The 14,459-nt window shown below is 69.6% G+C and carries 12 protein-coding genes and 2 tRNA genes; 13 read left to right on the forward strand and 1 reads right to left on the reverse strand.

Annotated features, from left to right (window positions below):
* Nucleotides 1–338: 338 nt before the first annotated feature.
* The 13 genes from dnaA (at nt 339) to leuE (ending at nt 13,757) form a co-directional block, all read left to right on the forward strand.
* Nucleotides 339–1,742, forward strand: coding sequence for a chromosomal replication initiator protein DnaA (gene dnaA / locus CFI00_RS00005; protein ID WP_242532935.1), 1,404 nt, complete (start codon nt 339–341; stop codon nt 1,740–1,742).
* A 410-nt stretch (nt 1,743–2,152) separates the two neighbouring features.
* On the forward strand, nt 2,153–3,286 hold the full coding sequence (gene dnaN, locus CFI00_RS00010; RefSeq protein ID WP_207083322.1) for a DNA polymerase III subunit beta: 1,134 nt from the start codon (nt 2,153–2,155) through the stop codon (nt 3,284–3,286).
* An 86-nt stretch (nt 3,287–3,372) separates the two neighbouring features.
* Nucleotides 3,373–4,347, forward strand: a complete 975-nt coding sequence (gene gnd, locus CFI00_RS00015) for a phosphogluconate dehydrogenase (NAD(+)-dependent, decarboxylating) (protein ID WP_207083323.1) — start codon at nt 3,373–3,375, stop codon at nt 4,345–4,347.
* Nucleotides 4,348–4,351: 4 nt separating this feature from the next.
* A complete protein-coding gene (recF, locus tag CFI00_RS00020; RefSeq protein ID WP_207083324.1) occupies nt 4,352–5,503 on the forward strand; it encodes a DNA replication/repair protein RecF in 1,152 nt (383 codons plus the stop codon).
* The gene (locus CFI00_RS00025) at nt 5,493–6,074 is read left to right on the forward strand and encodes a DciA family protein (protein WP_207083325.1); all 582 of its coding nucleotides are present in this window, start codon (nt 5,493–5,495) and stop codon (nt 6,072–6,074) included. The genes recF and CFI00_RS00025 overlap by 11 nt, the downstream gene beginning before the upstream one ends.
* 393 nt (nt 6,075–6,467) lie before the next feature.
* Nucleotides 6,468–8,543, forward strand: coding sequence for a DNA topoisomerase (ATP-hydrolyzing) subunit B (gyrB, locus tag CFI00_RS00030; RefSeq protein WP_207085298.1), 2,076 nt, complete (start codon nt 6,468–6,470; stop codon nt 8,541–8,543).
* A gap of 58 nt (nt 8,544–8,601) precedes the next feature.
* Nucleotides 8,602–11,328 carry a DNA gyrase subunit A gene (gyrA, locus tag CFI00_RS00035; protein ID WP_207083326.1) on the forward strand — a complete coding sequence of 909 codons (2,727 nt, stop codon included), beginning with the start codon at nt 8,602–8,604 and terminating at the stop codon, nt 11,326–11,328.
* Between the two features lie 3 nt (nt 11,329–11,331).
* Nucleotides 11,332–11,877 carry a DUF3566 domain-containing protein gene (locus CFI00_RS00040; RefSeq protein WP_207083327.1) on the forward strand — a complete coding sequence of 182 codons (546 nt, stop codon included), beginning with the start codon at nt 11,332–11,334 and terminating at the stop codon, nt 11,875–11,877.
* Between the two features lie 82 nt (nt 11,878–11,959).
* Nucleotides 11,960–12,033: transfer RNA gene (locus CFI00_RS00045), tRNA-Ile, on the forward strand.
* Between the two features lie 30 nt (nt 12,034–12,063).
* Nucleotides 12,064–12,189, forward strand: a complete 126-nt coding sequence (locus tag CFI00_RS23410; protein ID WP_242532604.1) for a DLW-39 family protein — start codon at nt 12,064–12,066, stop codon at nt 12,187–12,189.
* A 20-nt stretch (nt 12,190–12,209) separates the two neighbouring features.
* A tRNA-Ala gene (locus CFI00_RS00050) sits at nt 12,210–12,285 on the forward strand.
* Between the two features lie 264 nt (nt 12,286–12,549).
* Nucleotides 12,550–13,023, forward strand: coding sequence for a hypothetical protein (locus CFI00_RS00055; RefSeq protein ID WP_207083328.1), 474 nt, complete (start codon nt 12,550–12,552; stop codon nt 13,021–13,023).
* Between the two features lie 62 nt (nt 13,024–13,085).
* Entirely contained in the window at nt 13,086–13,757 is a 672-nt protein-coding gene (leuE, locus tag CFI00_RS00060; RefSeq protein ID WP_207083329.1) for a leucine efflux protein LeuE, read from the forward strand.
* A 5-nt stretch (nt 13,758–13,762) separates the two neighbouring features.
* Here the strand turns inward: leuE and CFI00_RS00065 are convergent, their stop codons facing one another.
* Nucleotides 13,763–14,422: a hypothetical protein gene (locus CFI00_RS00065; protein ID WP_207083330.1), complete on the reverse strand. Its 660-nt coding sequence runs from the start codon at nt 14,420–14,422 to the stop codon at nt 13,763–13,765.
* Nucleotides 14,423–14,459 lie beyond the last annotated feature (37 nt).

Genomic DNA, 14,459 nt, shown 5'->3' on the forward strand with positions numbered 1-14,459 from the left:
TGTGGATGACGTCTTGCCGCGACGGTCCTCAGGTTGTTACGTTCACAGCCTTCGAGGTGCCCTGCCACCTCGGTCTGTCCAGGGTCGTGCACATGGTGTGACCCGGGTCGCAGCGGCGCGGAATGTCCCTCTGACCTGCGGAAACGCTGGAACGGCCAGGGTGCGGCACGCCTCGGGGACGCTGTCCCGGGTCCTCGGGCCAGTCAGTTCACAGCTTGTGGACAACTCTGTGGACCACGGTTCGCCGAGTGTTCGGTGTGAGCCTTCAGACAACGGTGGAGAGCAAAGGCGGTCCGGTGGACGACCAGCAGGTAGATCTCGGGACGGCATGGCAGCAGATCGTCGAGGACCTCCAGCCCAACCAGCGCGCCTGGCTGCGCCCGAGCGTGCCGGTGACGTTGCACGAGAACACCGCGATCATCGCGGTCCCCAACGACTTCACGCGCAACCAGCTCGAGGGCCGGCTGCGCAACCACATCGAGGACGCGCTGACCGAAGGCTTCGGGCGCGAGATCCGGATGCTGGTGACGGTGAACCCCGCGTTGGACGACGTACCGCCGCCCCCCGTCGACGAGTCGACAGATCGATCTGTCGCTTTGTCGACAAATGAGCCGGCGTACGACTCAGCCTTCGACGCAGCGCCCGCGCCGCAGGTCGACCACGCCGAGCCGGCGTCGAGCGGCGAGCGTCGGCCGTCCGCCCTCGAGACGCGGCTCAACCCGAAGTACACCTTCGAGACCTTCGTCATCGGCTCGTCCAACCGGTTCCCCCACGCCGCCGCGGTGGCGGTGGCCGAGGCGCCGGGCAAGGCCTACAACCCGCTCCTGGTCTACGGCGAGTCGGGGCTGGGCAAGACGCACCTGCTCCACGCGATCGGCCACTACGTGCGCAGCCTCTACAGCAACGCCAAGGTGCGCTACGTCTCCAGCGAGGAGTTCACCAACGAGTTCATCAACGCGATCCGTGACGACCGTCAGGACCGCTTCAAGCGGCGCTACCGCGACGTCGACGTGCTGCTGATCGACGACATCCAGTTCCTCGAGGGCAAGACCCAGACGCAGGAGGAGTTCTTCCACACGTTCAACACCCTCCACAACGCCAACAAGCAGATCGTGCTGACCTCCGACCGCGCGCCCAAGCGCCTCGAGGCGCTCGAGGACCGGCTCCGCAACCGCTTCGAGTGGGGGCTGATCACCGACGTCCAGCCGCCGGACCTCGAGACCCGCATCGCGATCCTGCGCAAGAAGGCCGCGATGGACCGCCTCACCGCACCGCCGGACGTGCTGGAGTTCATCGCCTCCAAGATCCAGACCAACATCCGCGAGCTCGAGGGCGCGCTGATCCGGGTCACGGCCTTCGCCAACCTCAACCGCCAGGAGGTCGACATGACCCTGGCCGAGATCGTCCTCAAGGACCTGATCCCCGAGGGTGGCGAGCCGGAGATCACCCACGCGCTGATCATCGCCCAGACCGCCGCCTACTTCGGCGTCTCCCTGGAGGACCTGACCGGCCCCTCTCGCGGTCGACACCTCGTCATGGCCCGCCAGATCGGCATGTACCTGTGCCGTGAGCTGACCTCGATGTCACTGCCGCAGATCGGCCGCGAGTTCGGCGGACGCGACCACACCACGGTGATGTACGCCGACCGCAAGATCCGCCAGCTCCTCGCCGAGCGACGCGCGGTCTTCAACCAGGTCAGCGAGCTCACCAACCGGGTCAAGATGCAGGCGCGTCAGGCCTGAGGACCGGTACGCCGTCCGCCGTGGTCGTGGTCCACGACGTGTGGAGAACGTGTGGTTCGGATCGGCGCTTCGTCCCCAGCCCCTGTGGACCCCTCGGGACGAATGACACGGAAGCGGTCCCTGTCCACACCCGCCAGCGAGTTCACCGTGCTGGGTGCACACCCGTCATCCACATGGTTCCAGGACGCTGACCTGCGGAGATGTCGGTTGTCCACAGTTTCCACCGACCCTATGACCACTATGAACCTCAAGACTGGACCGACAACCCACCAACGTCTACCGGCCCCTCCTCTGGGGAGAACCCTGCCGGGCCCCCGGGTCCGCGTGGCAGGATGCACTTCCCACACGCCTGCGTGTGGACCCTGTCTGCCTGCACGTCTCACGCACCACCTCTCTTCGAGGAGACCCCTGTGAAGTTCCGCGTCGAACGCGACGTCTTCGCCGATGCCGTCGCCTGGGCTGCCCGCAGCCTGCCGGTCCGCCCGAGCTCGCCGGTCCTGGCCGGCCTGCTCATCGAGGCCAACGACGCCGGCCTGATGCTGTCGACGTTCGACTACGAGACCTCGGCCCGCGCCACCCTTACGGCGGAGGTCAACGACGAGGGCAAGGCGCTGGTGAGCGGTCGCCTGCTGGCCGACATCTGCCGCAGCCTTCCCGCGAAGCCGGTCGAGCTGACCCTGGAGGGCCCCCGCGTCTCGCTGACCTGCGGCTCGGCGCGCTTCAGCCTGCAGACCATGCCGGTCGCCGACTACCCGACGCTTCCCGAGATGCCCTCGGCCACTGGCACCGTGTCCAGCGCCGACTTCGCGCACGCGGTCGCCCAGGCGGTCACGGCGGCCGGTCGTGACGACATGCTGCCGGTGCTGACCGGCGTACGGATCGAGATCGACGGCTCCACGATGGCCCTGCTCGCCACCGACCGCTTCCGCCTCTCGCACCGCGAGCTCACCTGGAACCCGCAGTCACCCGACGAGTCGGTCGCCGCGCTGGTCCCGGCCAAGGTGCTCGGCGACACGGCGAAGTCGCTGACGTCGGGAGCCGAGGTCACCATCGCGCTCAGCGCGAGCGGGGCGGGCGAGGGCCTCATCGGGTTCGAGGGCACGGGCCTGGGCGGCGTACGCCGCACGACCACCCGCCTGCTCGACGGCGAGTTCCCCAAGGTCCGCTCCCTCTTCCCGGCCGAGCACCTCACGATCGCCAAGGTCAACAAGGCCGAGCTCATCGAGACCGTGAAGCGCGTGGCCCTCGTCGCCGAGCGCAACACCGCGGTGCAGATGAAGTTCGGTGACCACCAGATCGTCCTCGACGCCGGCTCCGGCGACGAGGCGATGGCGACCGAGGCGGTCGACGCCGACATCACCGGCGACGACCTCACGACCGGCTTCAACCCGCAGTTCCTGCTCGACGGCCTCACCGCCATCGACGGGGAGTTCGTCGACCTGGCCTTCACCCAGGCCACCAAGCCGGTCGTGATCTCCGGGACCGACGCCGACGACGCCGGGTCGTTCCGCTACCTGCTGATGCCGCGGCGCTTGCTGAGCTGAGTCCTGTCGCTGTTCGAGGACTGTTCGACCCCTCGACCACCAAGAGGGTGGGTCGACCGTCGAGAGGCGGGGTCTAGGCTCGACCCATGGACATCGGACTCATCGGACTCGGCAAGATGGGCGGCAACATGCGCGAGCGCATGCGCCGCGCAGGACTGACGGTCGTCGGCTACGACCGCAATCCCGACGTCAGCGACGTCGACTCGCTGGCCGCGCTCGTCGAGGCACTGCCCAGCCCCAAGGTCGTGTGGGTCATGGTCCCCGCCGGCGACGCCACCCGCGCCACGGTGAAGGAGCTCGGCGAGCTCCTGGGCGAGGGCGACGTCGTGGTCGACGGCGGCAACTCGCGCTGGACCGACGACGTCGCCAACGCCGAGCTGCTCGCGGCGAAGGGCATCGGCTACGTCGACTGCGGTGTCTCCGGCGGCGTCTGGGGCCTGGAGAACGGCTACGCCCTGATGTACGGCGGCGACGCCGACGACATCGCGAAGGTCCAGCCGGCCTTCGACGCGCTGGCTCCCGAGGGCGACTTCGGCTCCGTGCACGCGGGCAAGGTCGGCGCCGGGCACTTCTCCAAGATGGTCCACAACGGCATCGAGTACGCGATCATGCAGTCCTACGCCGAGGGTTGGGAGCTGCTCGAGAAGGTCGACATGGTCGAGAACGTGACCGAGGTCTTCCGCTCGTGGCGCGAGGGCACCGTCATCCGCTCGTGGCTGCTCGACCTCATGGTCGCCGCCCTCGACGACGACCCGGGGCTGAGCCAGATCGCCGGCTACGCCGAGGACTCCGGCGAGGGCCGCTGGACGGTCGAGGCCGGCATCGAGAACGCCGTCGCCACCCCCGCCATCACCGCCGCGCTCTACGCACGCTTCGTCTCCCGCCAGGACGACAGCCCGGCCATGAAGGCCGTGGCCGCGATGCGCAACCAGTTCGGCGGCCATGCCGTGCGCACCGCTGCCCCCAAGGGCGGCGACGTCGAGGACGGCGGTGCCGCCGACCAGACCGAGACCGCGAAGAAGGCCGGTGCCGGCAGCGCCGAGGAGCCCAGCGAGAGTTGAGACCTTGCACGTCGCCCACCTGAGCCTGCACAACTTCCGGTCCTACGCCGACCTCGACGTCGCGCTGGAGCCGGGGGCCACGGCCTTCATCGGCCGCAACGGGCAGGGCAAGACCAACCTCGTCGAGGCGATCGACTACCTCTCCCGGCTGTCCTCGCACCGGGTCGCGACCGACGCCCCGCTCATCCGGGCCGGCGCCGACCAGGCGGTCGTGCGGGCGTCGGTGGTCAAGGAGGGGCGTACGGCACTGCTCGAGGTCGAGCTGAACCCCGGACGCGCGAACCGGGCCCGGATCAACCGCTCTCCCCTGCCGCGGCCGCGGGAGATCATCGGCCTGGTGCGCACGGTGGTCTTCGCCCCCGACGACCTGACCCTGGTCAAGGGTGACCCGTCCGACCGCCGCAAGATGCTCGACGACCTGCTGGTGCTCCGCACCCCCCGACTGGCAGGAGTGCGCTCGGACTACGACCGGATCCTCAAGCAGCGCAACAGCCTGCTCAAGACCGCCGGCATCGCACGCGGCTCGTCGCGCGACGCCGCGATGGCGACGCTCGAGATCTGGGACGACAACCTGGCCCGGGTCGGCGCGGAGATCCTCGGTGCGCGCCTGCAGCTCGTCGAGGACCTGCGCCCCTACCTCGGCAAGGCCTACGAGGCGGTGGCCCGCGGCGCGAGCCGCGACGACGCCGACCTCGAGTACAAGCCCAGCATCGATGTGGGCACACCCGAAGCGACCGACCTCCAGCAGGCCCTGCTCGACGCCATCGCCTCACGGCGCAAGGACGAGCTCGACCGGGGGATCTCGCTCGTCGGCCCGCACCGTGACGAGCTGCTGCTCACCCTCGGCACGGGGTCCGGGCCCGACGACCTGCGCCTGCCGGTCAAGGGGTACGCCTCGCACGGGGAGTCGTGGTCGTTCGCGCTGGCGCTGCGCCTGGCGTCGTACGACCTGCTCCGCGCCGACGGCGACGACCCGATCCTCGTGCTCGACGACGTCTTCGCCGAGCTCGACGCCGAGCGCCGCAGCCAGCTCGCCCAGCTCGTGGCCGGTGCCGAGCAGGTGCTGGTCACCGCCGCGGTCGCCGCGGACGTGCCCGAGTCGCTGCAGGGCGTGCGCTACCTCGTCGCCGACGGCGAGGTGACCCGTGACGCCTGAGGACGAGCCCGCGACGGGCGAGGAGACGGCACCCGAGCAGGTCGTCGGGCAGGGGCAGGAGCCGATCCCGGAGCACCGCGCCGACGGTCTCGACCTGGCGCGCTCCGCTGCCCGGGCGGCCGCGGCGAGCGCCAGCACCCAGCCGGCGCGCCGGAAGGCGGCGCCCTTCCGGCGGCGTACGCGCACCACGTCGTCGGGCGCGCGCCCCGACGACCGCGACCCGCAGCTGCTCGACCAGGCCATGGGGCGACTGATCGCCAACCACGGCTGGGAGCTCGACCTGAAGGTCCAGGGGGTCTTCGGCCGCTGGGCCGAGCTGGTGGGCTCGGAGGTCGCCGACCACTGCACGCCTGAGTCGTTCGACGACGGCCGGCTGGTGGTCCGCACCGACTCCACCGCCTGGGCCACCCAGCTCAAGCTGCTCGCGCCCTCGGTCGTACGCCGCCTCAACACCGAGCTCGGGCACGGCACGGTCACCGTGATCGAGGTGCTCGGGCCGCACCTGCCGAGCTGGACCAAGGGCCGGCTGTCCAGCCGCGACGGCCGGGGACCCCGCGACACCTACGGCTGAGCCGGAATGCCGATCTGAGGGCCCCGCGCCGGTAGGGGGACCCACCGACCCCCCTGTTCGGCGCTGTGAACCGGCCTCATGGGGCCCCTGAGGGCACTTTTTTGCCCCTGTCGTCCCCAACTCACGGGTTGATCCTTCGGTGGGAGCGCCTGAGGCAGTAGTATGGGCCTACGAGTCGCACGTCTGGTTGCCCGTGGCAGCAGCAGCGACTCGACTCATGTCGAACGCCCTTGCAGGCGACGGGAAGAAGGCTGTGCCTTGAGCGAAGAGAACGACGAGTTCACCACCGAGCCGACCACCGACTCACAGGCACCCGCGCCCGACGCTCCCCCCTCCCCCGCCGAGGCCATCGCCGAGGCGGTGGAGGCTGCGCAGGAGGAGGCGGCCGACGCCGTGGCGGAGAAGCGCTCCTCGACCGCGGTCGACGAGGCCTTCGAGTACGACGCGTCCGCGATCACCGTGCTCGAGGGCCTCGAGGCGGTGCGCAAGCGCCCCGGCATGTACATCGGCTCCACCGGTGAGCGCGGCCTGCACCACCTGATCTGGGAGATCGTGGACAACGGAGTCGACGAGGCTCTCGCCGGCTACGCCACCCGGATCGTGCTGACGCTCCAGGCCGACGGCGGAGTGCGCGTGGAGGACAACGGTCGCGGCATCCCGACCGACACCGCGCCCGGCCAGGACATGCCGGCGCTCACGATGGCGCTGACGATGCTCCACGCGGGCGGCAAGTTCGGCGGCGGCGGCTACAAGGTGTCCGGCGGCCTCCACGGCGTCGGCGTCTCGGTCGTCAACGCGCTGTCGACCCGCCTCGTCGCCGAGGTCAAGAACCGCGGCCACCTGTGGCGTCAGTCGTTCCAGCTCGGCGTGCCCGACGCCGACCTCGCGCAGGTGCGCGCGCTGGAGGACGGCGAGGGCACCGGCACCACGGTGACCTGGTACGCCTCCGAGGACATCTTCGAGCACACCACCTACAACCTCGAGACCATCACCTCGCGCCTGCGCGAGATGGCCTTCCTCAACAAGGGCGTCGAGTTCGTCGTGCGCGACGAGCGGCCCGATGCCGAGTCGCGTGTCGACGCGATCGAGGACGACACGGTCGACAGCTCGATCGACAACGCCGGCCACGACGCCATCAAGCGCGCGGAGACCGGTGGTCTCGAGCAGGTCTTCAAGTACGACCGCGGCCTCGTCGACTACGTCGAGCACCTCAACCGCCGCAAGGACAAGGCCAACGCGACTGTCATCTCCTTCGAGGCCGACACCCCCGAGTCGGTGGAGAACCACATGAGCCTCGAGGTCGCGATGCAGTGGAACACCTCCTACACCGAGTCGGTCCACACCTTCGCCAACAACATCAACACCCACGAGGGCGGCACCCACGAGGAGGGCTTCCGCGCCTCCCTCACCTCGCTCGTCAACAACTGGGGCGAGGAGTGGGGCCTGATCAAGAAGAAGGAGGACCGGGTCTCGGGCGACGACATCCGCGAGGGACTGACCGCGATCGTCTCCATCAAGCTCGCGGAGCCGCAGTTCGAGGGCCAGACCAAGACCAAGCTCGGCAACACCGAGGCCAAGGGCTTCGCCCAGCGCATCATGAACGACCAGCTCGGCGCGTGGTTCGAGCAGAACCCGGCCGAGGGTCGCGACATCGTGCGCAAGTCGCAGGCCGCGGCCAGCGCCCGCATCGCCGCACGCAAGGCGCGCGAGCTCGCCCGCGGCCGCAAGGGCCTGCTCGGCGGCGGCGGCCTGCCCGGCAAGCTGAGCGACTGCCAGTCGACCAACCCCGCCGAGTGCGAGGTCTTCATCGTCGAGGGCGACTCCGCCGGCGGCTCCGCGCGCCAGGGCCGCGACCCGCGCATCCAGGCGATCCTGCCGATCCGCGGCAAGATCCTCAACGTCGAGAAGGCCCGCATCGACAAGGTGCTCGCCAACTCCGAGGTCCAGGCGATCATCTCCGCGCTCGGCACCGGCATCCACGAGGAGTTCAACCTCGAGAAGCTGCGCTACCACAAGGTCGTGATGATGGCCGACGCCGACGTCGACGGCCACCACATCAACACCCTGCTGCTGACGCTGCTGTTCCGCTTCATGAAGCCGCTCATCGAGCACGGCTACGTCTACATGGCCCAGCCCCCGCTCTACCGCCTGCGCTGGAACAAGCCGGCCGAGCACGAGTTCGTCTACTCCGACGCCGAGCGCGACGCGCTGCTCGCCGACGGCCAGGCCCAGGGCAAGAAGCTGCCCAAGGAGAACCCGGTCCAGCGCTACAAGGGTCTCGGCGAGATGAACGCCGACGAGCTGTGGGAGACCACGATGGACCCCGACGCGCGCCTCATGAAGCAGGTGACGCTCGAGGACGCCGCCCAGGCCGACGAGATCTTCTCGATCCTGATGGGCGAGGACGTCGAGCAGCGCCGCTCCTTCATCCAGCGCAACGCCAAGGACGTCCGTTTCTTGGATATCTAGGCCGCTAGCCCGATCTACGAGCAGCCCTAGACATTCTTAGAACGCAGGAGAGAAGCACATGACTGAGACCCCCACCGGCACCGGCGCAGGCGGCTTCGGGTTCGGCGACGACCGCATCCAGCCGATCGAGCTCCAGACGCTGATGCAGCAGTCCTACATCGACTACGCGATGACCGTGATCGTCGGACGCGCGCTGCCCGACGTACGTGATGGGCTCAAGCCGGTGCACCGCCGCATCCTCTACGCGATGTACGACGGCGGCTACCGCCCCGACCGCGGCTTCTCGAAGTGCTCGCGCGTCGTCGGCGACGTGATGGGTCAGTACCACCCCCACGGCGACACCGCGATCTACGACACCATGGTCCGCCTCGCGCAGCCGTGGGTGCTGCGCTCCCCGCTGATCAACGGCCAGGGCAACTTCGGCTCGCCGGGCAACGACTCCGCCGCCGCCATGCGCTACACCGAGTGCCGGATGGCGCCGCTGGCGATGGAGATGGTGCGCGACATCGACGAGGACACCGTCGACTTCCGCCCCAACTACGACGGGCGCTCGCAGGAGCCGACCATCCTGCCCTCGCGCTTCCCCAACCTGTTGGTCAACGGCTCGGCCGGCATCGCGGTCGGCATGGCCACCAGCATCCCGCCGCACAACCTCCGCGAGGTCACCGAGGCCGCGACCTGGGCGCTCGAGCACCCGGACGCCACCAAGGAGGAGCTGCAGGACGCCGTCATCGAGCGGATCAAGGGCCCTGACTTCCCCAACGGCGCGCTGATCGTGGGCCGCCAGGGCATCGAGCAGGCCTACCGCACCGGTCGTGGCTCGATCTCGCAGCGCGCGGTCGTCGAGATCGACGAGGACGCCAAGGGCCGCACGATGCTCGTCATCAGCGAGCTCCCCTACATGGTCAACCCGGACAACCTCGCGCTGAAGATCGCCGAGCTCGCCGACTCCGGGCGCATCCAGGGCATCTCCGACGTGCGTGACGACACCAGCTCGCGCACCGGCCAGCGCCTGGTGATCGTCCTCAAGCGCGACGCCGTGGCTCGCGTCGTGCTCAACAACCTCTTCAAGCACACCGAGCTGCAGACCAACTTCTCGGCCAACATGCTGGCGCTGGTCGACGGCGTGCCGCGCACGCTCCCGATCGACCAGTTCATCTCCAACTGGGTGACCCACCAGATCGAGGTCATCCAGCGGCGTACGCGCTTCCGCCTCGCCGAGGCCGAGCGCCAGGCCCACATCTACCGCGGTCTGGCCAAGGCGCTCGACGCCCTGGACGAGGTGATCGCGCTGATCCGTCGCAGTCCCGACGTCGAGGAGGCCCGCAGCGGCCTCATCGCGCTGCTCGACATCGACGAGGTGCAGGCCAACGCCATCCTCGAGATGCAGCTGCGTCGCCTCGCGGCGCTGGAGCGCCAGAAGATCATGGACCGCCTCGCCGACCTCGAGCGGGTGATCGCCGACCTCGAGGACATCCTCGCCAACGAGCCGCGCCAGCGTCAGATCGTCTCCGACGAGCTCAAGGAGATCACCGACAAGTACGGCAACGAGCGGCGTACGCAGATCATCGCCGCGGACGGCGACCTGTCGATGGAGGACCTGATCCCCGACGAGGACCTCGTCGTCTCCATCACCCGTGGCGGCTACGCCAAGCGCACCCGCGCCGACCAGTACCGCCTGCAGAAGCGCGGTGGCAAGGGCGTGCGCGGCGCGACCCTGCGCGGCGACGACGTGGTGCAGCACTTCATCGCGACCACCAACCACCACTGGCTGCTGTTCTTCACCACGGCCGGTCGGGTCTACCGCACCAAGGCCTACAACCTGCCCGAGGCGGCGCGCGACGCGAAGGGCGGCCACGTGGCCGGCCTGCTGAGCTTCCAGCCCGACGAGGACATCGCCCAGGTGCTGGCGATCCGCGACTACGAGCAGGCCCCCTACCTCGTGCTCGCCACCCGCACCGGCCTGGTCAAGAAGACCAAGCTCGGCGACTACAACTCCCCGCGCCAGGCCGGCGTCATCGCGATCAACTTCCGTGAGGACGACGACGAGCTGATCGGCGCCGAGCTGGTCAACGGCGACGACGACATCCTGCTGGTCTCCCGCAAGGGCCAGTCGATCCGCTTCAAGGCCGACGACGAGCAGCTGCGCCCGATGGGCCGCGCCACCGGCGGTGTGCGCGGGATGAAGTTCCGCGACGGCGACTCGCTGCTCTCGATGTCGGTCATCCGGGCCGACCAGGTCGCGGCCGAGGAGGCCGTCGAGGGCGACGCCGCCGCCTCGGAGGAGGTCAAGGAGCAGTACGTCTTCACGATCACCGACGGCGGCTTCGCCAAGCGCAGCCGCATCAGCGACTACCGCCTGCAGTCCCGCGGAGGCATCGGCATCAAGGCGATGTCGCTGTCCAACGAGGACCGTGGCGGCCTGGTGGGCGCCTTCATCGTGGAGGAGGAGGACGAGGTCCTCTCCATCACCAGCAGTGGTCAGGTCGTGCGCAGCCCGATCGACGCCAACTTCCGGCCCACCGGCCGCTCGACGATGGGCGTGAAGTTCGTGACGCCGAAGAAGGGCGACACCGTGGCCGTCGTGGCCCGCTCCGTGGAGGCCAAGGTCGTCGAGGAGGCGGCCGAGGCAGCGGGCGGGGACACGAGCGCCGACGAGGCCGGTGCTCCGGTCGACGAATCGCAGGACGTGGCCGACGGTGCAACAATCGAGGCTCAGGACGCCGCTGACGCGAGCGTCCAGGTGTCCGACGAGCTGGGCGCCGACGAAGACACCGAGGAGTGATCCATGTCGGACCGCACCGCGACTCCGCGTCGTACGTCCGGGGATGAGCCTGCCCGCAGGTCCCTCACCGGACGCCTGCAGGACACGCTGTCCAACGCTGCCGAGGAGCACCGCGCCAACGCCGACTCCAAGGCACCGCGCGGCAACCGCGCCCGCCGTGCGTCGGGGCGCCAGCCCCGTCGCGCCCGGCTGCGGCTGACCCGCATCGACCCCTGGTCGGTGATGAAGACGGCGTTCCTGCTGTCGGTCGCCTTCGGTGTGGTCACCTTCGTCGCCATCTTCATGGTGTGGTCGGTGCTCGGCGCCGCCGGCGTGTGGGACTCGATCAACTCGGCCGTGGCGAGCATCGTCGAGGGCGACAGCGGCAACTCGACCTTCGACATCACCGACTACGTCGGGATGTCGCGGGTGCTCGGCTTCACGCTGCTGGTCTCGGTGCTCGACGTGGTCCTGCTGACCGCGATCGCCACCCTGACCGCCTTCCTCTACAACCTCGCCGCCGCCCTCCTCGGCGGCATCGAGGTCACCCTCGCCGAGGACGAGAAGTGATCCTCGCCTGATCGACCCCCCTCGATTGGCACCGCCTGACCACCCTCAGGTAATCTTCGGCGTCGTCGCTTGCGACGTGTGCGGGCCTATAGCTCAGACGGTTAGAGCGCTTCCCTGATAAGGAAGAGGTCGGAGGTTCAAGTCCTCCTAGGCCCACTCCATCCCTTCGCTCCACGAGGAGAGTCCATGAAGAAGCTCCTGCTCCTCGCCCTCGCCGCCGCTGGCGCGCTGGTCGCGAAGAAGAAGATGGACGAGGGCAAGCACGAGCAGGCCCTCTGGGCCGAGGCCACCGACACCGTCGAGAAGGCCTGACGCTCCACTCGGCTTGACCGGGGGCCTTGGCGCAATTGGTAGCGCACCTGCTTTGCAAGCAGGGGGTTAGGGGTTCGAGTCCCCTAGGCTCCACCACCCACCCACCACGTGGGACCCGTTCGCCCCGCTGACGAACGCCGCTCGCTCGGCCGCAGTGACGATGACGTGACGGTCCCGCCTCAAGTGCATGACAACTCGTCGACATGGGTTGAGCCACCGATCCTCGTCCGTACGTTGGAGGTGTCGGACGCACCGCAGGACCGGTGTCGGCACCGGCGCTACGACGGGAGGAACCAGGTGGAGCATCGACACATTCGTCGCCGACCCCGGCACGGGCGAACGGGGACCCTTGCCGCAGGGATGGTGATCCTCCTGGCGCTGGTGCTGGCCGGCTGCGGCTCGGACCGCCGGGCGGACGCCGTCGACGAGTCGAGCGGACAGGTCGAGCGCACCGAGAGCATCGACGCCCTGAACCTGGTCCTGGTGACCGACGGCACGGGGGTCGCGCGACTGATCGGCACCCTGGTCAACCAGGCGGACGAACCGGACCGGCTCGTCGGGCTCGACGTCGATGCCGAACCCCCCGGTTACACGGTGATCTTCGCCGACGGCCCCTACCTGCTGCCGGAGGGCGAGCCGCTCCGGTTGTACCGCGATGCCAACGTCACCCTCCTCTCGGAGGCGTTCGTTCCCGGCTACCGCGCGGACGTCACCCTGGCCTTCGCGGGCTCCGAACCACTCACGACGACCGTCCCGGTCGAGCGCAACACCGGCATCTACCGGGACGTCGAGGTGAGGCAGCCGCCGGACGGGGACATCCGGCCCGGCAACTGACCACGCGGACCATCCCTCGAAATCGGTCGGGACCGCCCGCCCGCCGGTCCCACACTGGTCCCGTGCTGGGCATCACCGACCTCCCGACCTACCTCGTGGGCCTGGTCCTCATCATCCTGCTGCCCGGACCGAACTCGCTCTACGTGCTGTCGGTCGCCGCGCGCCGCGGGGTGCGCAGCGGGTACGCCGCCGCGGCGGGGGTGTGGACGGGTGACGCCGTGCTGATGACGCTCTCCGCGGCGGGCGTGGCGTCGCTGCTGCAGGCCAACGAGACGGCGTTCAGTGCGGTCAAGTGGGTCGGCGCGTCCTACCTGCTCTGGCTCGCGATCGGCATGATGCGCGCGGCGTGGGCCACGTGGCGCTCGCGGCGCACGGTCGCCGAGCAGCTCGCCGACGCCACCGAGGAGGCCGGGCTGGTGCCGAAGGTGAAGGGGGAGCGGCCCTACCGCCGGGCGCTGGTGATCAGCCTGCTCAACCCCAAGGCGATCCTCTTCTTCGTCGCGTTCTTCGTGCAGTTCGTCGACCCGGCCTACGCCCACCCGGCGATCTCATTCCTGGCGCTCGGGGTGCTCGCCACCCTCGCGAGTGCGGCGTACCTCAGCGTGCTGATCGTCGCCGGCACCCGGCTGGCCGACGCGTTCCGCCGGCGTACGGCGCTCTCCGCCGGCGCCACGTCCGCTGTGGGCGCGGTCTTCCTCGGCTTTGCCGTGAAGCTGGCGCTCGCCTCGGCCTGAGGCGGTCAGGAGCCCCGGAGCCAGGAGGAGAGGGCGTCCATGGCGTCCCTGCCCAGAGGGATGCGGGTCGTGGCGGATCCCGACGGGTCGGGCCACGCGATCCCCATGCGGCGCCACAGCTCGACGACCACCCACCCGTCGAGGAGGTCGTACTCGTCGTCGCGATGAGCCTTGGGCGCCGGGAGCAGCGTGGACCGGGCACGACGTACGGAGATCTGCCGGAAGTAGGGCGCGATGGCCGAGGCGTCCGCGCCCAGCCCCGCCGCGACGAGGTCGGGGTCGCCCTCGTGGCCGTGCACGTAGTCCTGCTCGCCGAAGTAGCCCGGGAGGTTGGCGAAGCTGTCGACCACGTGACCGCGATCGACGAGGTGGTGGGTCCAGAAGACGTCCTCGTAGACGGTGATCGCCGAGGCCACCGTGTCGAGGCGGCGGGTCATCTCGGCGGCGAGGCGTTCGGGCGGGACGACGTAGTGCGGGACGAGGGTGACCCATCCCGGCGACGACGTGCAGAGCACGTCGGACGACTCGGTGTCCCGGTGTGGTCCCGCGAGCGCCTCCGCCCGGTGGCCGACGCCGCGCACGATCGAGAGGAACACGTCGACGACCTCGTCGAGGTCACCGTTGCGCACCGCGACCCCGCTGAGCAGCACCCCCATGGCCGACATGCTCGCACGCGACCGGGGACCACCGCCGGGAGTCGGC

The sequence above is a fragment of the Nocardioides sp. S5 genome (genome assembly GCF_017310035.1).
Taxonomy (GTDB): domain Bacteria; phylum Actinomycetota; class Actinomycetes; order Propionibacteriales; family Nocardioidaceae; genus Nocardioides.